The sequence below is a fragment of the Alcaligenes sp. CHO6 genome (genome assembly GCF_037120595.1).
GTDB classification, from domain to species: Bacteria; Pseudomonadota; Gammaproteobacteria; order Burkholderiales; family Burkholderiaceae_B; genus Alcaligenes; species Alcaligenes ammonioxydans.
Window position 1 is genome coordinate 258,285 of record NZ_JBANCI010000004.1, and the last position, 19,149, is coordinate 277,433.

The 19,149-nt window shown below is 56.7% G+C and carries 17 protein-coding genes; 9 read left to right on the forward strand and 8 right to left on the reverse strand.

Going from position 1 to position 19,149, the window contains the following annotated elements:
- Positions 1 to 51: 51 nt before the first annotated feature.
- The 3 genes from V6936_RS15085 (at position 52) to V6936_RS15095 (ending at position 3,156) form a co-directional block, all read left to right on the forward strand.
- Positions 52 to 645: a TRAP transporter small permease subunit gene (locus V6936_RS15085; protein ID WP_003800755.1), complete on the forward strand. Its 594-nt coding sequence runs from the start codon at positions 52 to 54 to the stop codon at positions 643 to 645.
- The gene (locus V6936_RS15090) at positions 642 to 2,411 is read left to right on the forward strand and encodes a TRAP transporter large permease (RefSeq protein WP_003800757.1); all 1,770 of its coding nucleotides are present in this window, start codon (positions 642 to 644) and stop codon (positions 2,409 to 2,411) included. The genes V6936_RS15085 and V6936_RS15090 overlap by 4 nt, the downstream gene beginning before the upstream one ends.
- A gap of 70 nt (positions 2,412 to 2,481) precedes the next feature.
- Complete coding sequence (locus tag V6936_RS15095; protein ID WP_003800759.1) at positions 2,482 to 3,156, forward strand: GntR family transcriptional regulator; 675 nt, start codon at positions 2,482 to 2,484, stop codon at positions 3,154 to 3,156.
- Between the two features lie 404 nt (positions 3,157 to 3,560).
- Here the strand turns inward: V6936_RS15095 and V6936_RS15100 are convergent, their stop codons facing one another.
- The 4 genes from V6936_RS15100 to dnaA form a co-directional block, all read right to left on the reverse strand.
- Positions 3,561 to 4,262, reverse strand: coding sequence for a pseudouridine synthase (locus V6936_RS15100; protein WP_003800762.1), 702 nt, complete (start codon positions 4,260 to 4,262; stop codon positions 3,561 to 3,563).
- A 413-nt stretch (positions 4,263 to 4,675) separates the two neighbouring features.
- A complete protein-coding gene (gyrB, locus tag V6936_RS15105; protein ID WP_003800764.1) occupies positions 4,676 to 7,129 on the reverse strand; it encodes a DNA topoisomerase (ATP-hydrolyzing) subunit B in 2,454 nt (817 codons plus the stop codon).
- Between the two features lie 76 nt (positions 7,130 to 7,205).
- Positions 7,206 to 8,315 carry a DNA polymerase III subunit beta gene (dnaN, locus tag V6936_RS15110; protein WP_336580053.1) on the reverse strand — a complete coding sequence of 370 codons (1,110 nt, stop codon included), beginning with the start codon at positions 8,313 to 8,315 and terminating at the stop codon, positions 7,206 to 7,208.
- 2 nt (positions 8,316 to 8,317) lie between these two features.
- Positions 8,318 to 9,715 (reverse strand): chromosomal replication initiator protein DnaA, encoded by a 1,398-nt coding sequence (gene dnaA / locus V6936_RS15115; RefSeq protein ID WP_003800768.1) that lies wholly within the window; start codon positions 9,713 to 9,715, stop codon positions 8,318 to 8,320.
- A gap of 224 nt (positions 9,716 to 9,939) precedes the next feature.
- Here dnaA and rpmH point away from each other — a divergent pair, with 224 nt between their 5' ends.
- The 6 genes from rpmH (at position 9,940) to V6936_RS15145 (ending at position 14,810) form a co-directional block, all read left to right on the forward strand.
- Positions 9,940 to 10,074 (forward strand): 50S ribosomal protein L34, encoded by a 135-nt coding sequence (gene rpmH, locus V6936_RS15120; RefSeq protein ID WP_003800771.1) that lies wholly within the window; start codon positions 9,940 to 9,942, stop codon positions 10,072 to 10,074.
- A 66-nt stretch (positions 10,075 to 10,140) separates the two neighbouring features.
- The gene (gene rnpA / locus V6936_RS15125) at positions 10,141 to 10,506 is read left to right on the forward strand and encodes a ribonuclease P protein component (protein WP_003800772.1); all 366 of its coding nucleotides are present in this window, start codon (positions 10,141 to 10,143) and stop codon (positions 10,504 to 10,506) included.
- Positions 10,503 to 10,745: a membrane protein insertion efficiency factor YidD gene (gene yidD, locus V6936_RS15130; protein WP_035269485.1), complete on the forward strand. Its 243-nt coding sequence runs from the start codon at positions 10,503 to 10,505 to the stop codon at positions 10,743 to 10,745. The genes rnpA and yidD overlap by 4 nt, the downstream gene beginning before the upstream one ends.
- Before the next feature lie 107 nt (positions 10,746 to 10,852).
- Positions 10,853 to 12,520, forward strand: a complete 1,668-nt coding sequence (yidC, locus tag V6936_RS15135; RefSeq protein WP_059318430.1) for a membrane protein insertase YidC — start codon at positions 10,853 to 10,855, stop codon at positions 12,518 to 12,520.
- Between the two features lie 352 nt (positions 12,521 to 12,872).
- Positions 12,873 to 14,315, forward strand: a complete 1,443-nt coding sequence (locus V6936_RS15140; RefSeq protein ID WP_219235382.1) for a catalase — start codon at positions 12,873 to 12,875, stop codon at positions 14,313 to 14,315.
- A gap of 105 nt (positions 14,316 to 14,420) precedes the next feature.
- On the forward strand, positions 14,421 to 14,810 hold the full coding sequence (locus V6936_RS15145; RefSeq protein ID WP_003800776.1) for a VOC family protein: 390 nt from the start codon (positions 14,421 to 14,423) through the stop codon (positions 14,808 to 14,810).
- Between the two features lie 66 nt (positions 14,811 to 14,876).
- Here the strand turns inward: V6936_RS15145 and V6936_RS15150 are convergent, their stop codons facing one another.
- The 4 genes from V6936_RS15150 to argE are packed head-to-tail and all read right to left on the reverse strand — an operon-like array spanning position 14,877 to position 19,089.
- Positions 14,877 to 15,848 carry a tripartite tricarboxylate transporter substrate-binding protein gene (locus V6936_RS15150; RefSeq protein WP_059318432.1) on the reverse strand — a complete coding sequence of 324 codons (972 nt, stop codon included), beginning with the start codon at positions 15,846 to 15,848 and terminating at the stop codon, positions 14,877 to 14,879.
- Positions 15,849 to 15,878: 30 nt separating this feature from the next.
- Positions 15,879 to 16,883, reverse strand: coding sequence for an ornithine cyclodeaminase family protein (locus V6936_RS15155; RefSeq protein WP_003800779.1), 1,005 nt, complete (start codon positions 16,881 to 16,883; stop codon positions 15,879 to 15,881).
- A 2-nt stretch (positions 16,884 to 16,885) separates the two neighbouring features.
- Entirely contained in the window at positions 16,886 to 17,860 is a 975-nt protein-coding gene (locus V6936_RS15160; RefSeq protein ID WP_003800781.1) for a threonine ammonia-lyase, read from the reverse strand.
- 32 nt (positions 17,861 to 17,892) lie between these two features.
- Positions 17,893 to 19,089 (reverse strand): acetylornithine deacetylase, encoded by a 1,197-nt coding sequence (gene argE / locus V6936_RS15165; RefSeq protein ID WP_336580054.1) that lies wholly within the window; start codon positions 19,087 to 19,089, stop codon positions 17,893 to 17,895.
- Positions 19,090 to 19,149: the final 60 nt, after the last annotated feature.

The window sequence follows — 19,149 nt, forward strand, 5'->3', positions numbered from 1 at the left end:
ACACTCCCCGGCAGCACAACGACGAACACAACAATATTCGCGGAGACAAAAATGACTGCATTGAAAACCATGGTGGGGGGAATAGACCACCTGAACCGCTGTATCGGATTCATCATCAAATGGCTATTGCTGGCCACCACCATTCTGAGCGCCAGCAACGCCATTACTCGCAAGGCCTTTGACCTGAGTTCCAACGGCATGCTGGAAGCTCAGTGGTACCTGTATGCGGCTGTCTTTCTCTTGGGAGGGGGCTACGCATTTCTGCATAACAGCCATGTTCGCATCGACTTCATCTCCACCCGCCTGGGGGCGCGGGGACGCAACTGGGTCGATATCGCCGGGATTGTTGTCGTCCTGATTCCGTTCTGTCTTTTTGTCATTAACCTGAGCTGGGGCTTTTTCACCGCCGCCTGGCATTCAGGTGAAATGTCTGGCAATGCCGGTGGACTGGTGCGCTGGCCCGCCTATCTGCTGATTCCCGCCGGCTTTAGTCTGCTGTTGCTGCAAGGCTTGGCCGAGCTGGTCAAACGTATCCTGTTCCTGACAGGCAAAGGACCGGACTGCATTGCCGAAGATAACGCCCAGGACACGCCTATTCATGTGCCTGCCCAAGCGCTATCGACTGTCCAGGAGGGCGCGCGATGATTGTCTCCTTTATCACGGACAACTTCGTCCCCATCATGTTCCTGAGCCTGATTGTGCTCCTGCTGACCGGCTTTCCCGTCGCGTTTGGCCTGGCGGCCACCGGGCTGATTTTTGGCGTTCTGGGCATCGCCCTGGATCTGTTTCCCACCAACCTGTTCCAGGTTTTGCCGCTACGCATCTTTGGCATCATGCAAAACGAGACCATGCTGGCCATTCCTTTTTTCACCTTGATGGGCATCATTCTGGAACGCTCGGGCATGGCTGAAGACCTGCTCGAGACCATGGGGCAGTTGTTTGGCGCCGTTCGCGGCGGTCTGGCCGTCTCCGTGATTCTGGTTGGCGCCTTGCTGGCAGCCTCCACCGGCGTCACCTCGGCGGTCGTCATCTCCATGGGCCTGATCTCCCTGCCTGTCATGCTGCGTTACGGCTACAAGCCGGAAATCGCCAGCGGCGTCATCACGGCCTCGGGGGCACTGGTGCAAGCCTTGCCACCGTCTCTGGTTCTGATTGTGATGGCCGACCAGTTGGGCCGGTCCGTCGGTGATATGTATGCCGCTGCGCTGGGCCCCGGTTTGCTGCTGCTGGTGATCTACATCAGCTTTGTCATCATTCTGGCCTTGCTTCGCCCCAGCTGGATGCCCGCCTTGCCTGAGCAGGCCCGAAGCCAGGTCACCGCCGCGGGCGCCAGCGGACGCCGGTCACTGGGCATGCTGGTTCTGTTGTGCGCTTTCATCGGCTTTACCTGGGCAGGTCTGCACAACGAAGTCATGGCCCAGGTCTTTTCCCAGCCGGCTCAGGCCCCCACGGATCAAGTTGCCATCACCGCCCTGGTTGTCGCCTCCCTGAGTGCACTCCTGTTTGCGACCGTCAATCGGGTTACAGGCTGGGGGCTGCTCTCACAGCTGGCAGAACGCTTTGTCTTCGCCCTGATCCCTCCGGTCATCCTGATCTTTCTGGTACTGGGCACGATTTTCCTGGGTATTGCCACACCCACGGAAGGCGGTGCCATGGGTGCTATTGGTGCGCTAATCCTGGCCCTGATCCGCAAACGCCTTAACTGGACCTTGCTGAACCAGGCCCTGGAAAATACCGCCAAGCTGGCTATTTTCGTCATGTTCATCCTGATCGGCTCGACAGTCTTTAGCTTCACCTTCAGCGCCGCAGACGGCCACCTGTGGGTAGAGCATCTGTTTGATGCCATTCCCGGCGGCGAACTGGGGTTTGTCATTGCCGTCAGTGCCATCATCTTTGTGCTGGGCATGTTTTTGGACTTCTTTGAGATTGCCTTCATTGTGGTACCGCTGCTGGCACCCGTTGCCAACAGCCTGGGCATTGATCTGATCTGGTTCGGCATTGTCATCGCCCTGGTCCTGCAAACCTCCTTTCTGACACCGCCTTTTGGCTTTGCTCTGCTGTATTTGCGTAGCGTGGCACCCCGTTCAGATTATGTGGATTCAATTAGTCGCCAAACTATTCCTCGGGTTCGTACCCAGCAGATCTGGAAGGGCTCAGCCTACTTCGTCGTACTACAATTGCTGGTGGTCGGTATTGTGATTGCCTATCCGCAGTTGGTGACGGGTGGACTGCACAAGACGGTCAGCCTGAGCGAAGAAGAAATTCTGCTCCAGCTCAACCGACCTTCGCCCAGCCTGACACCCGGTGCGCGACAGTCCGATGACCCGCTTGGCAACCCCTTTGACGCACAGGCGAGCTCGGACTCGGACCCCATGGCCATGCTTTTGCAATCCATGCGTTCCACGCCTTGATGAAACCCGGGGCCGCAACGCCGTTGCGGCCTTCACCTGTTTTTTTGTTTGTATCGGAGTTCCAGACCTCATGCATGCCAAGCTTTCCGGTAAGTTGCAGGCCCGTCCCCACTACGTGGACGAGGTTTATCGCATCCTGCTCGATGCGATCAGTGACGGCTCCCTGGCCCCCGGCTCGCGCATCACGCAAGAAGACATCGCCGAGCAACTCAACGTGTCGCGCTCGCCGGTCCTGCAAGCGATCCAGTTACTGAAAAAAGATGGGCTGTTGCAAGATGCCGAAGGGCGGGGCGTGATGGTCGCGCCACTGGATCTGGAACATATCGGGCATTTGTATCAAGTACGTGGCGCTCTGGAAGTCCTGGCGACCCGGCTGGCGGCCCGCCAAAGTGCCGTGCTGGACCCGGACATGATCCGCATGGGACGCAAGGTGGCCCGGGGACACGATGTGCGCGCCATGATCGAAGCCGATGAGGCCTTTCACAAGGCCATTTACGACGCGTCCGGCAATCCCATGATCGCTGAAAGCGCCCAAGTCCACTGGGTGCACCTGCGCCGTGTCATGGGGGCAGTACTGCAGTCTTCAGAGCAGCGCCTGTCCATCTGGGACGAGCATGAAGAGCTGGCTGCGGCCATTGCATCGGGTGACGAAGCAGGTGCCATCGCCATCTGCGAACGGCATATGCACAACGCCAGCGACAAACTGCTGAGCCGTCTGCAGGAAATACTGGAACAACCGGTCTGAGGAAACGGCAAAAGAATGCCACTGCACAGCCTTAGGTCACGCGCCTGTTCAAACAAGCTGTGTGAAAAAGAGAGGTGTGCAGGGAGTCCGGAGCCGCCGCCGCAAACTCCCCGGGCGCCTGCCTGAATACCTGCCCGCCAAAGCGCGGCTGCTCGTCCATCACGGCTACGGTTAAACCCTGCGAGCTGGCGATATAGGCAAAGGGGCAAGTTCAGGAACGACACGGCAGGCGGTATGCACGCTACGTGGCAAAGAATCCAGGTTCAGGCTGGGTTTGCGTTCCAGATCCGCGATCCCATACGGTGATGCAGCTTAGAAGGCCAGCAGACGCCAAGCAGCACCGTGCCTTCGGCAGTTTTCTTCAAGAACAGGCTTCGTCCCACGTGCTGGAACAGGTAAACCGTTTAACCCTCTTCTGCAAACTGCTGCACCTCGGCAGGGGTCAAATAACGCGACTCTCCGGGCTCCAGACTGTCATCCAGGGAAAGGGAACCAATACGCTCACGATGCAAGGTCTGAACCAGATTCCCCAGGGACGCGAACATACGTTTCACCTGATGGTATTTCCCTTCCTGGATGGTCAGCCTTGCAGTGCGTTCATCAATACGTTCCAGCACAGCTGGCAGCGTTGGCTTGTCCTCGCCATTTAACAAGATACCGGCCTTGAACAGTTCTTCTGCATTGTCAGGCAAAGGCTCTGCCAATGTCGCCACGTAGACCTTATCGCACTGATGACGGGGCGAGATAATACGATGCGTCCACTGGCCGTCATCCGTAATCAAAATCAAGCCGGTAGTATCCACATCCAATCGACCGACGGTGTGCAAGCGTTCGCGCTTTTCTACATCGATCAGCATCATCACGGACGGGTAGGCGCTATTTTTAAGGCTGCACTCGTAACCAGCGGGCTTATTAAGCATGATGTAACGCAGGCCAATCAAGGCAAGCGGCTCATCGTCCCAGCACACCACATCGCCCTCTTGCACAACGTGGGTGCCTTTGGTCACCACCTCCCCGTTAACCGTGATCTCCCCGCTTTTAAGCACTTTACGTGCGTCTGAACGACTCAGATCCGTACTCTCACCAAGAAACTTGTCCAGTCGCATACCATTTCCAAACAAAGAGTTATTGAATAATTTATAGCGTCAGTGCTATCGATCAAGAGGCCTTGCAAGGCCGACGCCAAGTGCCACCTTCAGACCCACTCGCCCCTTCTTTTCGTTCGTTCTGAAGCAAGGTGAATCACTGCAAGTAGACCATATAAGCGTGATTGTGCGCCTTTACATTCCTAGAGCGCGTGACCTCATGACAACTAAGCTACCTGGCACTTGATCAGCCAGTGTTTGCTGTCAAAGATTAATTGAGCCTGCCCAAGGAGCCTGAATCTTCAGGGTTCAGAACTGGATCGCCATCATCAAAAAAATGAGCCCCAGCAAGAATGCCAGGGCCCATTTTGGGTACCCACATCAACACAAGGTTTTTCACGAATTCCTGAATGCAGAAATTGTGAACACCGTCATCAAATATCCAGGTTCCCCGCCTGCAAGGCATGAGTCTCGATAAAGGCACGGCGTGGCTCCACGTGATCGCCCATCAGGGTCGTGAAGATTTGATCCGCGTCGATGGCATCGGCAATCTGCACACGCAAGAGGCGACGGACGTTGGGGTCCATGGTGGTTTCCCACAGCTGGCTGGGGTTCATCTCACCCAGACCTTTGTAGCGCTGCTTGCTCATACCGCGCTCGGCTTCGGTCAACAACCATTGCATGACTTCACGGAAGTCATCGACCTCGGTTTCACGACGTTTGTCACCTTCACCGCGTGCGACCTTTGCCCCCTCACCAATCAGGCCGGCAAAGGTCTCGCCCGCACGGGCCAGGGTTTGATGGTCGGCGCCACGCATGAAGTTGCGGTCGAACACGGTCACGCGGATATTGCCGTGATGCAAACGCTGCACCACTACGCGCCAGGATTCGCTGGCCTCATCAAAGGCCGCAAACACTTTCACCACGTTAGGCATCGCCTCGTCATACAGCGCTTTTTCCAAATCCTGCGCGCTTTGCTCAGCCTGCTCCTGAGTATCCAGATTCAGCTTCACGCCTTCAGCCAGCGCAGACAAAGCATCACCGTCCATATGGCGCGACAGACGCTCTATCACGCCCTTGGCCTTCACATAGCGGTGAGCATAATCGGACAGGGCCTCGCCGGTGATGGGAGCCGCGCCTTCGGATGGGGTCAGCACAGCATCGCGCAGGGCCAACCTCAACATGAATTCGGCTTCCTCGGCGTCGTCCTTCAGATAAATCTCTTCACGACCCACCTTGACCCTGTAGAGCGGCGGCTGGGCAATGTAGACGTAGCCACGCTCGATCAGCTCAGGCATCTGGCGGTACAGCAGCGTCAGCAGCAGCGTACGAATGTGAGCACCGTCCACGTCCGCGTCAGTCATGATGATGATACGGTGGTAGCGCAGTTTGTCGATATCAAAGTCCGGGCCAATGCTGGTGCCCAGCGCGGTGATCAAGGTGGTGATCTGTTCACTGGAAATCAGACGATCAAAACGGGCTTTTTCAACGTTCAGCACCTTGCCGCGCAAAGGCAGAATGGCCTGGAATTTACGGTCCCGGCCTTGCTTGGCCGAGCCGCCTGCGGAGTCACCCTCCACAATGTACAGTTCGCACAGGGCGGGATCTTTTTCCTGACAGTCGGCCAGCTTGCCGGGCAGGCCAGCACCTTCCAGCACGCTTTTGCGACGTGTCATCTCGCGGGCTTTACGGGCCGCCTCACGAGCACGGGCCGCTTCCACGATCTTGCCACACAGCGCCTTGGCGTCGCCGGGGTTCTCCAGCAACCAGGTTTCTAGGGTCCGACCCACCGCTTCTTCAACGGCAGGGCGCACTTCGCTGGACACCAGCTTGTCTTTGGTCTGGCTGCTGAATTTGGGTTCGGGCACCTTGACCGACAAAACGCACACCAGGCCTTCGCGCATGTCATCGCCCGAGGTGTCGACCTTGGCTTTCTTGGCCAGCTCGTTATCGGCAATGTATTTGTTCAGCACGCGGGTCATGGCCGCACGCAGACCGGTCAGGTGGGAACCACCATCACGTTGGGGGATATTGTTGGTGAAGCACAGCACCGTCTCGGCATAACTGTCGTTCCACTGCATGGCCACTTCAACGGACACTGTCGTGCCGCCGGCGCTGGATTCGGTGGCAACACTAAAGACATTCGGGTGCAGCGGAGTCTTGTTGCGGTTGATAAAGTCAACAAAGCCTTTGACCCCACCCAGGAAGGCAAAGTCTTCTTCCTTGCCCTGAATCTCGTCAACCAGACGGATCTTGACGCCATTGTTCAGGAAAGACAGCTCGCGCAAGCGCTTGGCCAGAATTTCGTGGTGGTATTCGATATTGCTGAAAATCTCCACGTCGGCCAGGTAACGCACGCAGGTGCCCGTGCGGCCTTCTGCGGGGCCGGTCACCGACAAGGGCGCCGTGCGCTCACCACGGCGAAACTCCACCTGATGTTCGTTACCGTTGCGCCAGATCGTCAGCAACAGCCATTCGGACAGGGCATTCACACATGACACACCCACACCATGCAGGCCGCCAGACACCTTGTAGGAGTTCTGGTCAAATTTGCCGCCGGCATGCAGTTCGGTCATGACGATTTCAGCGGCGCTGCGCTGATGCTCGTCGTCCTTGTGGATATCGGTTGGAATACCGCGGCCGTTATCACACACCGAAATGCTGTTATCGGAATGGATGGTGACGACGATATCGTCGCAATGACCGGCCAAGGCCTCATCAATCGCGTTATCCACCACCTCGAAAACCATGTGGTGCAGGCCGGTGCCATCGGACGTATCCCCGATGTACATGCCTGGACGCTTGCGCACGGCCTCCAGGCCTTTGAGCATTTTGATGGAATCAGCACCGTAATCGGCTGGCTGGGTGGTCGTGGTTTGATCGGTCATAGCATAAAACCTTGTAATAGCCTGTCTGCTTCAAGCGGGCATGACCCGGCGGGCCATGCCTGTCGAACATGCCGCATTAAATGCGCATCGGCATGACCACGTACTTGAAGTGTTCTTGCTCGGGCAGCGTCATCAACACCGAGGCGTTGGCATCGGGCTGCACAGACCAGCGGACTGTTTCGTCCTTGATGCTGGCCAACACATCGAGCAGATAGCTGACGTTAAAGCCAACGTCCAGACTTTCGTGTTCATAATCGATATCCAGCTCTTCGACCGCTTCTTCCTGCTCGGCATTGGAAGCGGAAATCTTCAGCTGGTTTTGCGACAGTTGCAGTCGCACGCCACGCAGTTTGTCGGTGGTCAGGATGGCCGCACGTTGCAAGCTGCCTTGCAGCACGTCGCGGCTGACATCAAAGTGGCGGGTGTAGGTGGAAGGGATCACGCGCGCAAAGTCGGGGAATTTGCCTTCCACCAGTTTGGAGATCAACTCCACATCGCCAAAACGGAAACGGATCTGACGGCTGGACACATCAATATTGACCAGATCGTCGGTATCGCCCAGCAGACGCTGCATTTCCAGCACGGTCTTGCGAGGCACAATAATGTCGTGGCGCTCCTGCACACCGTCAATCGCAGTGGCATTATGGGCCAGGCGGTGCCCGTCCGTGGTCACCGTACGCACCATGCCGGGCTCGAACACCAGCAACATGCCGTTCAGGTAGTAGCGGATATCCTGCTGGGCCATGGCAAAGTGCACCGTGTTGAACAGGTGCTTGAGGGTGCGCTGGGGCATGCTCAGCGACACATCCCATTGCTCGGGCAGGGTAAGCACTGGAAAATCAGCCGCTTCCAGCGTCTGCAACTGAAAACGGCTCTTGCCAGACTGAATGGTCAGCTTGCCGCTGTCCAGACCCAGACGCACGTCACCAAAATCGGGCAGGGCTTTGAGAATGTCCAGCAGCTTGCGGGCTGCCACCGTGGTGGCCGCATTGTCCTCACCCACACCAAAGCCGGCATTGGTGGTGATCTGCACTTCCAGATCTGTGGCCAGGAAAGAGACGTCCGAGCCGTTTTTACGCAGCAGGATGTTGGCCAGAATCGGCAAAGTATGGCGGCGCTCCACAATGCCAACAACTGTGGATAAGGGCTTTAGCAATGCGTCGCGGGTAGCTTGAACGAGTTGCATGGTCATCCTTTGAGAGTTTGTTCCAGTACGTGTAATGCGTGATTCAATTCGGCTTGCTTGGTGCGTGCGTCCGAGATCTTGCGCACTGCGTGCAGCACCGTTGTGTGGTCCCTGCCACCGAAAAGATCGCCAATTTCCGGCAAACTCTTTTGGGTCAGTTCCTTGGCCAGATACATGGCCACCTGACGCGGCATGGCGATATTGGCGGGGCGGCGCTTGGAGTACATATCCGCGACCTTGATTTTATAAAAATCGGCTACGGTTTTCTGGATATTTTCCACGGTGATCTGCCCATTGGAGACGGACAGCAAATCCTTGAGCGCATCCTTGCACACTTCCACCGTCAGGACATCGCGACCATGAAAACGGGCATAAGCCGAGACCTTGCGCAAAGCTCCTTCCAGTTCACGCACGTTGCTGCGCAAATGCTTGGCGATAAAGAAGGCCACTTCTTCCGGCATGGCGATGCCTTCGGCCTGAGCTTTGCGCAGCAAAATTGCTACACGCATTTCCAGCTCGGGTGGCTCGATGGCCACGGTCAGACCGGAGTCAAAGCGCGAGATCAGGCGGCTATCAATATTGGCCAGCTCTTTGGGGTACGTATCCGAGGTGATGATGATCTGCTTGCGCTGGGCCACCATCGCTTCAAAGGCGTAGAAAAACTCTTCCTGCGTGCGGTTCTTGCCGGCAAAAAACTGAATATCGTCAATCAGCAGCAAATCCAGCGAATGGTAATAACGCTTGAACTCGTCAAACGCCTTGCGCTGGTAGGCCTTGACCACGTCTGACACGTACTGGTCGGCATGGACATACCGTACCCGCACACCATTGCCATTGGCGACCAGCGCATTGCCGATCGCGTGAATCAGGTGTGTCTTGCCCAAACCCACGCCACCATACAGAAAGAGCGGGTTATAGGAGACACCAGGATTCTCGGCCACCTGCAAGGCCGCAGCGCGTGCCAGCTGGTTGGCTTTACCCGTTACAAAATTGTCGAAGGTCAGTTCGGCATTCAGGCGCGAGCGATCCTGTACCGCATCCACCACCGCGGTCACGGCCGGATTGGCGCCGGGCGGGGCCAGGTTCTCACCGGCTGGACTGCCGGCAGGCGCGGGCGCGGCCCGGTCAGCCAGGGCGCGACGAGGCGCCGCGCTGGCCGAAGGTAGCTCGAACTGAACCGTTACGGGACATTCGTAGAAATCCGAGGCCAGTTCCTCGATGCGCGTAGCAAAATTCTTGCGGACCCAATCCAGCTTGAAACGGTTAGGAGCAGAAACGCGCAACACCCCGGCCTCACTATCGAAGTCCAGGGGAACCAGTGGACGAATCCACGCACTTATTTGTTGGGGGGGAAGCTCCTGCTCCAATTTCTGAACGCAGGACTGCCAGAATTCATTCATCGGTCATCACTTCTGTAAACCTCGATTCTACCCTGAGCTGTGCCAAGTTATCCACAGGCTAACAAATTTAGTTGCGTAATATCGGGCTAAATAATTGACACAACAGAAAGAATTTGCTGAAATGACGGGCTTAACACGATTTTCTGTTGCCAGATCCCAAGCCTTTGTGCTGTCGGGGTGGAGATTTTCTGCGATTTCTGGCGGCTCATTTTTTTGGATACACCATGAAACGCACCTACCAACCCTCTGTTACCCGTCGCAAGCGTACCCACGGTTTTCGCGTTCGCATGAAAACTCGCGGTGGTCGCGCTGTTTTGAACGCACGTCGCGCCAAAGGTCGCAAACGTCTGGCTGTATAAGCCATGTCGGGATGCGTGGCCCAGGGCAATAGATCTTTCTAAAGCCCGGCTCCCACGTTACGCATCATGCGTGCCTCCTTTCCAGCTACGGCTCGCTTACATAGCCCCACCGAATACGCTCTGTCACTTAAGGGACAACGCGTAGGTCGCGGGGCTTTGTTCGTGGTCACTCGCTCTCGCGGCGAAGATCCACAGCAAACCGAAGGCGCCCGTTTGGGACTGATCGTCCCCAAGCGCTTTGCCAATCGCGCCGTCACCCGCAATACCATCAAACGTATCTTGCGTGAAACCTTCCGCCACAAACGCGCAGGTTTGCCCAATGCCGCCTATGTCTTTCGGCTGCACAGCAAGGTACCCCAGGTGTCGCTAACCGCCTTAAAGCAACTGGTTCGCACCGAAGCCGACACCTTGTTTGCCAAGGTACGGCCATGATGCGCAAGTTGGCGTCAGCGCCGATCCGCTTTTACCAGTTTTTCCTGAGCCCCTGGATCGGACGAAACTGCCGCTTTACTCCCAGCTGCTCGAACTACGCCTTACAGGCCATTGACATTCATGGCCCGCTCAAAGGGCTCTGGCTCGGTGGTGTGCGTATCTGCCGCTGTAATCCCTGGTGCAAGGGAGGGCATGATCCCGTGCCCGCTCGCACGCCCGAAGACCGCAACACTTTCTAGAATCGTCCTGGTCTGCGCCTTGTTTTTCAAGGCAACCCCCTGTTTGCAGACCAGCTACGTTAAACTGCTAAGCTTTTGCTCAGCTTTATAAATGTGATACAGGCGCTATGGATATCCGACGCACCATCCTTTGGATGATCTTCTCCTTTGCACTGCTGCTGCTGTGGAACAACTGGCAGGAATATAACGGCAAGCCATCGCTGTTTGCCTCTACCCCGGCCACCACACAAGCGCCAGCAGCTTCCGACGAACCTGCCCAAAATGGGGGTGTTCCCGCTGCTCAAGAGCCCACTGCGTCTGCTGCCTTGCCATCGAGCAACAGCGCGGTGTCCGCGACAGCGCAAACCATCGACATTACAACGGATGTCTACAAGCTTGGCTTTAGCACCGAAGGTGCCCAGCTGGTCAAAGCGGAACTGTTGAAATACGGCTCGCCCGAGAATCCTGAACAACCCATGGTGTTGCTGGACAACTCGCCGGCCTCCATCTACCTGGCCCAATCCGGTATTGTGGGCGCCGCCGGGCAGACCCTGCCCAATCACCTGACCCCGTTCACCTTGGTCTCGACCCAGCACAACATGACCGGCGACACGCTGGATGTAGTGTTCGAAGCCACCTCGGACGATGTGAAGGTCACCAAAACCTACACCCTGCACAAGGGTCGCTACGACATTCAGGTTCGTCACGACATCCAGAACAATAGCGGCGCTGCCATTGACCCGCGCCTGTATCTGCAGTTGACCCGCGACGGCAATAACCCACCTGATTCGTCCCGCCTGTACAGCACCTTCACCGGTCCTGTGGTCTATTCCAGCGGCGACAAGTTTCAGAAAATCACCTTCTCGGACATCGACAAGAACAAGGCCAGCTACGCGCGCAACGTCGATAACGGCTGGATCGGGATGGTGCAGCATTACTTTGCAACCGCCTGGGTTCCGGTCCAGGACGTGCAGCGCACCAACGAGATCCTGAAGCTGGGCAACAACCTGTACGCCGTGCGCACGCTGGAATCGGTCGGTTCGATTGATGCCGGCCAAAGCAAGGCTGTGGACGCCTCCCTGTGGGTCGGCCCACAAGACCAGAAAGCCATGTCGCAACTGGCAACCGGCCTGGATCTGGTCGTCGACTACGGCTGGCTGACCATCATCTCCAAGCCTTTGTTCAAACTGCTGACCTGGCTGCACTCCTTGCTGGGTAACTGGGGCTGGGCCATTGTGGCGCTGACCGTGCTGATCAAGCTGGTTTTCTTCCCGCTGTCGGCCGCCAGCTACCGCTCCATGGCCAAGATGAAGCAATTTGCTCCTCGCATGCAAGCGCTGCGCGAGAAGTATGGCGACGACAAGGCCAAGCTGAATGCCGCCATGATGGAGATGTACCGCACCGAGAAGATCAACCCGCTGGGCGGCTGTTTGCCCATGCTGGTTCAGATCCCTGTGTTCATTGCGCTGTACTGGGTGCTGCTGGGCAGCGTCGAGATGCGCGGTGCGCCGTGGATTCTGTGGATTCACGACTTGGCCGCGCGCGACCCCTGGATGATTCTGCCCGCCATCATGATGGGTACCATGTTCTTGCAGATCAAGCTGAATCCAACACCGCCTGATCCAATGCAAGCCAAGGTCATGATGCTGATGCCTCTGGTCTTTGGTGGCATGATGTTCTTCTTCCCCGCCGGTCTGGTTCTGTACTGGTGCGTGAACAACATCTTGTCCATCGCCCAGCAGCGCTACATCATGGTGCAGATCGAAAAGAACAGCGCGAAAGCCGCCAATAGCTAATTCGTTCTGGCCCAGAAAACCCCGCTACCCTTAGCGGGGTTTTTTTTCGCCTGTTGCTTATACCTGATTGCACTAAACGCGACGGCCTGCCAATAATGCTTTGTCACACCGCACTAAAAACCCGTCTTTGGTCATTTATTAACGTTCCTTGTCTGGCCCGTTCGTAGAAATGTCATTTTCTGTGTTTCTACTTACCGCTATGATCGGGAGGAAAGCCCGTCAATATAGCGAAAAACTATGCGTTCACTAAAATCATTTGATTTAACTATTTCGACCAAGGCCAGTAGACTGATCTCAACTTCTTAAAACGACCCGCCCCCTCAGGTCGGGTCAGCTTCAACGGAGAATCACAATGAGTAAGAAAACCCTGACGACCGCCGCCGGCCGTCCTGTTGAGGAGAACCAGAACTCCATGACGGCAGGCCCCCGTGGTCCCGTCCTGATGCAGGATTATTGGCTGTTGGAGAAGCTGGCTCACTTTGACCGTGAACGCATCCCGGAACGCGTGGTGCACGCCAAAGGCTCGGGCGCGTTCGGCACCTTTACCGTGACGCACGACATCACTCAGTACAGCATGGCCAAGGTTTTCAAGCCAGGCAGCAGCACCCCCGTTTTCTTACGTTTTTCCACCGTAGCTGGTGAAGCAGGAGCCGCCGATGCAGAACGCGACGTTCGAGGATTTGCCATCAAGTTCTATACGGAAGACGGAAACTGGGACCTCGTGGGCAATAACACTCCTGTCTTCTTTATACGGGATCCATTGAAGTTCCCTGACTTCATCCATACACAGAAACGCGACCCGCGCAGCCACCTGCGCAATATGAGCGCTGCCTGGGATTTCTGGTCCTTGTCGCCTGAATCCTTGCATCAGGTCACTATTTTGATGAGCGATCGGGGCCTGCCCTGTAACCTTCGCCAACAACACGGTTTTGGTTCCCACACCTACAGCCTGATCAATGACAAGGGTGTGCGCCACTGGGTGAAGTTCCACTTCAAATCCCAGCAAGGCATTGCCAACTACACCAATGAAGAAGCGGCCAAGGTAGTGGGCCAGGATCGTGAAAGCTCGCAACGCGATCTGTACGAGAACATCGAAAAGGGCAACTTCCCACGCTGGGCGCTGCGTATTCAGGTCATGACCGAAGAGCAGGCGCGCAACTACCACATCAACCCTTTTGACGTGACCAAGGTCTGGCCACATGGCGACTTCCCGCTCATCGATGTGGGCATGCTGGAACTGAACGAGAACCCCACCAACTACTTCGCCCAGGTTGAACAAGCCGCCTTTACGCCGGCCAATCTGGTCCCCGGCATTGGGCACTCGCCTGACCGCATGCTGCAAGGCCGTATCTTTTCCTACGGCGACACCCAGCGCTACCGCTTGGGCGTAAACCACGGCCTGCTGCCGGTGAACGCCCCCCGTTGCCCGTTTCACAGCTACCACCGCGATGGCGCCATGCGTACTGGCGACAATAACGGCGGCACGATCAACTACGAGCCCAACAGCCAAGGTGAATGGCAACAGGCTCCCCGCAGCGAACCGCCCCTGGCGCTGGACGGCCAGCCTGCAGACCACTGGGATCACCGGGTAGACGACGATTACTACTCGCAGCCTGGCAATCTGTTTCGCCTGTTCAACGACGAGGAAAAGCAACGTCTGTTCAGCAATATTGCCGATGCCATGGCAGGCGTGCCGACAGAAATCATCGAGCGTCAGCTGGGCCACTTCACCAAGGCAGACCCCGCCTATGGCGCAGGTGTGCGAGCGGAACTGAGCAGACGCGGACAGCTTTAAACCCTGGCCGGGTCTGTAAAGCCCTAAAAAGATCGGCCCCCCGCTCTACAATCGGGGGGCCGATCTTATTTGCACTGGCCCTGCGTTTTCCTACCGAGTCCCACCATGAAATTTGGCTACACCATCATCTATGTTCCTGACGTCGGCCAGGCACTGGACTACTTTAATCGCGCCTTTGGCCTGTCCACCAAAATGTTGCATGAGACCGGGCTGTACGGCGAGCTGGAAACCGGCCAAACGACCTTGTCCTTTGCGGCGGAAATGCTGGCGTACATGAATTATCCAAAGGGTCATTTATCACCGCACGCGTCAGAAGTACCGCTGGGTATCGAAATCGCCCTGGTGTGTGACGACGTACCTGCCGCTCATGCCAAAGCGCTGGCAGAAGGGGGCACAGAACTGGCGCCACCACAGGAAAAGCCTTGGGGGCAGATGGTGTCTTACGTACAGACGCCCGAGCGCATCGTGGTGGAGTTGTGTACGCCGGTGAAATAAACCCGTTGCACGCAAAAACGCCCTACACAAAGGCAGGGCGTTTTTTGTTGTGCCTGGTCTGGCACCTTACTGCTGCAAATACCCCGACTCCTTGATGATCGGTCCCCAGGTATCCAGATCCGCCTGAACCGTACGGGCCAGTTCCTGCGCATCGCCCGACTCGGGTCGAAAGCCGATCGGCACAATCGCGCTTTCAATTTTAGGCAGCTTGGCCACTTCATTGAACGCATCCTGGAACTGCTTGACCATTTCCGGCTCCATACCCAGGGGCGCAAAGATTCCCATCCAGCCCGAAGCCTTCAGGTCTCCGTAGCCCATTTCTGCAAAGGTAGGCACATCCTTGAGAATAGGCAGACGTTGCTCGCCTGTAATTCCCAACACGCGAACTGAACCGGCGGCAACATGTTCAGTAATCATGCCCACGGCATCCACCCCAGCAGGGATATGATCGCCCAGCAGGTCATTAATCAAAGGGGCGCCGCCTTTATAAGGCACAGGAGACATCTGGATATCATTCTTTTTGGCGATACTGTAACCCATGAACTGGGGGGCACTGCCAGGGGCGGGAATACCGTAGTGGCCGTATTTTTCCGGCTCCTTGCGCACCAGCTCCACATACTCTGCCAAGGTATTGGCGGGCGTGGTTTTGCCCACCACAAAGATATGCTCGAATTTGGCGATCACGGCTACCGGCGCAAAATCCTTCATGGGATCGTAGCTGACTGTTTTCACGGTCAGGGGCAGGGTGGTCATCATGTGATTGTTCGCCACCAAAAGCACCGAACCATCCGTGGGCGAGCGCAAGAAGCCTTGAGCCGCAACCTGCCCACCCGCGCCTGCGCGGTTGTCCACCACCACATTGACACCCAGTTTTTCACGCAGTTGTTCGGCATATACACGAGCCACGGCATCTGCCGTTCCTCCGGCCGGGTAACCCACGACCAAACGTATGGTGTCGGGCAACTTGCTGGCCACCGACAGGCCTGACGCCAATGCCAACGCTGTTCCCAGCAAAACCTGCGCCCATTGCTTTTTCATCACTTGTCTCCCTACCTCTAGTTGACGCTATTAAAGTGCTACTACTCGTCCCTTGCCCTGGGCGGCATGGCGGCTTAGCAAAGCAGCTGCCGTCAGCACATCCTCAAATGCCAGTCCCAAAGACTTGAAAATCGTGATCTCTTCATCGTTCATGCGCCCGGCGGCTTCTCCCTGCAAGACAGCACCCAGCTCGTTCAACTCTGTATCCGCGGACAGATAACCCTGCTTGCAGGCATTCAAAAATTCACCCGATTCGTTACGGGTCGATTGGGCGCGGTCCACAAACAAGCGTCCTGCCGTCATGGTGGGGCCATCCAGCTCACTGCTGGCCGGCGTACTGGAGCCCATGGCGGTGACATGAGTGCCGGGGCGCAGCCATTCACGCTGCAAAACAGGTGTGGCCGAACTGGTGGCCGTCAGCACCAGATCAGACTGGGAGACGGCTTGCGCGGCCGACACCTCAGCAATCAAGGGACAGTCCAGATAAGCCTGGGCTTCTTCAATAAAATGCTGGGCCGACTGGGGCGAACGCGTAATCACAAAGACCTTGCTCAGACGGCGCACCTGCGCGACGGCACGCAACTGCCATAAAGCCTGATGGCCGCCGCCAAACAAAGTCAGCACGCTGGCATCGGGGCGCGCCAACAAATCGGTTGCCAGGCCGCTGACCGCTGCAGTCCGTAACGCCGTTACGCTGCTGGCATCGACAATGGCACGCGTCTCGCCGGTCAAACCGCTCATCAAAAGTACACAGCCTTGATGAGGGTCTTTGCCCAGGCGAACATTGTCAGGAAACAGCGTACCCATCTTTGCGCCGTACAAGGGCTCGGGATAGATCTCGGGCATATTGATGCAGGCGGGCATCATGCCCAGAAACCCACAGGACAAATCGCTGCGCACAATGGTGCGTAAAGGCTGATCAATACGCCCTTGCTGCAGGGCAATAAAGCCTTGGCGCATCAGGTCAATGGCAGCGCCCATCTCCAGCCCCTCATACACTTCCTGAGCTTTTGCGACATACACATTCAGCGTCATGATTAACCTTGAGCCACAGGCGTAGTGATGTGGCGGACAAAGGTGTCGGTATCCGTATTGGAGCCGCAAAACAGCACGCCCACCCGTTGCCCGGCCAGATGTTTGCGCAAGGGAAACATCAAGGCGGCGGTTGCCACGGCACAGGCCGGCTCGGTGGCCATTTTGAACTCATTGAACAGAAAGTGCATTCCAGCGCGGATCTGGTCGTCGTTGACGGTGACCAGCGTATCGATATTGTCCTGACACACGCGGAAGCTGAATTCGTCAGTATGCGGAGCCATCAGACTATCTGCGATGGAGTGCATCGCGCCAATTTTTTGCGGCTCGCCCGCCTGGCGACTAAGTGCCATAACGTTCGCACCCACAGGTTCAATGCCATAAACCACACAATCAGGCTGCCATAGCTTGACGGCGGCCGAGACACCCGCGGCCAACCCACCACCACCAATCGGCACCAGGACCGCATCCAGCTTGCCCGCTTGCTGCAACCACTCATAGCCCAGCGTGGCAGTTCCCAATACCGTCGGGTAGGTGCTGAACGGATGAATGAAGGTCTTTTGTTCGTCCCTTTCAATCTGGCGCACCAGCTCGAACGCCTGCTCGCCGTTATCGGCAAAGACAATCTCGGCCCCATATTCGCGGCACAGGGCTACGCGCGCCGGGCTGGCTGTCTTGATCATGACGGTCTTAGCTTTCACACCCATTTGATGGGCCGCATAGGCCACCGCCACCGCATGGTTGCCGGCCGACACGCAGGTCACTCCTTGCTGGCGTGCGTCTTCGGACAAGCTCAGCAAATTGTTGAACGCCCCCCGTGCTTTGAACGTGCCCGAGGCCTGCAAATGCTCAAATTTGAAATTGACGCCGCTCTCCAGACGCCCGGTCTGATAATCGAACACGGGCGTCTGGCGCACATAGGGGCGCAGACGCTCATGCGCCTGCACCACGTTTTCCTGGGTAACTTTGTCTGTTGTCATGGATTGTCGTTGAAACCGGTTTGTCTGTTTTTTTAAGAAGCGACGGCCTGGCTGCGGATCAAGGCGCGCAAAAACTGCTCGCACTGCTCCACTTGAGCCAGTTCCACGTACTCATCCGGGCGGTGAGCCTGCTCAATATTGCCGGGCCCACAAATAATCGAAGGAATACCGGCCTGTTGAAACAGGCCTGCCTCGGTGCCATAGGCTACTTTGCGCACGGTGTCATCACGTGTCAGTTCCCGTACCAGCTTGGTAATGGCCGCTTGCTCCTCAGGATTCAGCCCGGGGGCGCTGGCCAGCTTTTCCAGCTCTACCAAGGCATCCGGATGCTCGCGGCGCATGGCAGGCAAAACCTTCAGATCGATAAACTCACGGATTTCCTGCAGGATCGGCTCGGGGTCTACGCCAGGCAGGTTGCGATATTCAAATTCAAACTCACACAAATCGGGCACGGTGTTCAATGCAATACCGCCGCGAATCATGCTGGTTTGCAAGGTCGTGAAAGGCACATCGAAATCATGATCGTACGGACCCATACTTTTGTAATCATCGGCCAGATCGCGGATAGCGGTAATGATGCGCGCCGCATGCTCAATCGCGTTCACGCCCTTGGGAGTGAGCGAAGAATGCGCGGCGCGACCATGCACACGGCAGCGATAGGCATTAATGCCTTTATGCGCAACGATGGTACGCATGCTGGTTGGCTCCCCCACCACGCAACCTTCGGGATTGACTCCACGACGCACCAGATCGTCAATCATCACCGGGGCGCCTACGCAACCCACCTCCTCATCATAGGAGTACGCAAGGTGAATCGGCTTGGACAGCCTGGTCGCCAGCATCTCGGGAACCAGTTGCAGGGTGACGCCGACAAAACCCTTCATGTCGCAGGTGCCACGACCATACAGCCGCCCCTCACGCACTTCGGCCTTGAAAGGATCGCTGCTCCAGTTCTGCCCATCTACCGGCACCACATCCGTATGGCCGGACAAAACAATGCCGCCGGTGCGGGTGCCATCGGCGGCGGCAATGGTGGCAAACAGATTGGCCTTGCGACCACTGGCGTCATGCGTCAGCACCGTTTCCAAGCCTTGCTGCTGCAAATAAGCTTGCACGTCGTGAATCAGTTCCAGGTTAGATTCCCGGCTTGTCGTATCATAAGCAATCAGTTTTTTTATCCATTCCACCGAGGTAGAGGGATAAGCAGTAGGATCAAACATCGCAGTCATGCCTTCTTTCTCCAGCGTAAAGCGTGTAGTTCTATACAATAGGACAGAGTTTTCTTATAA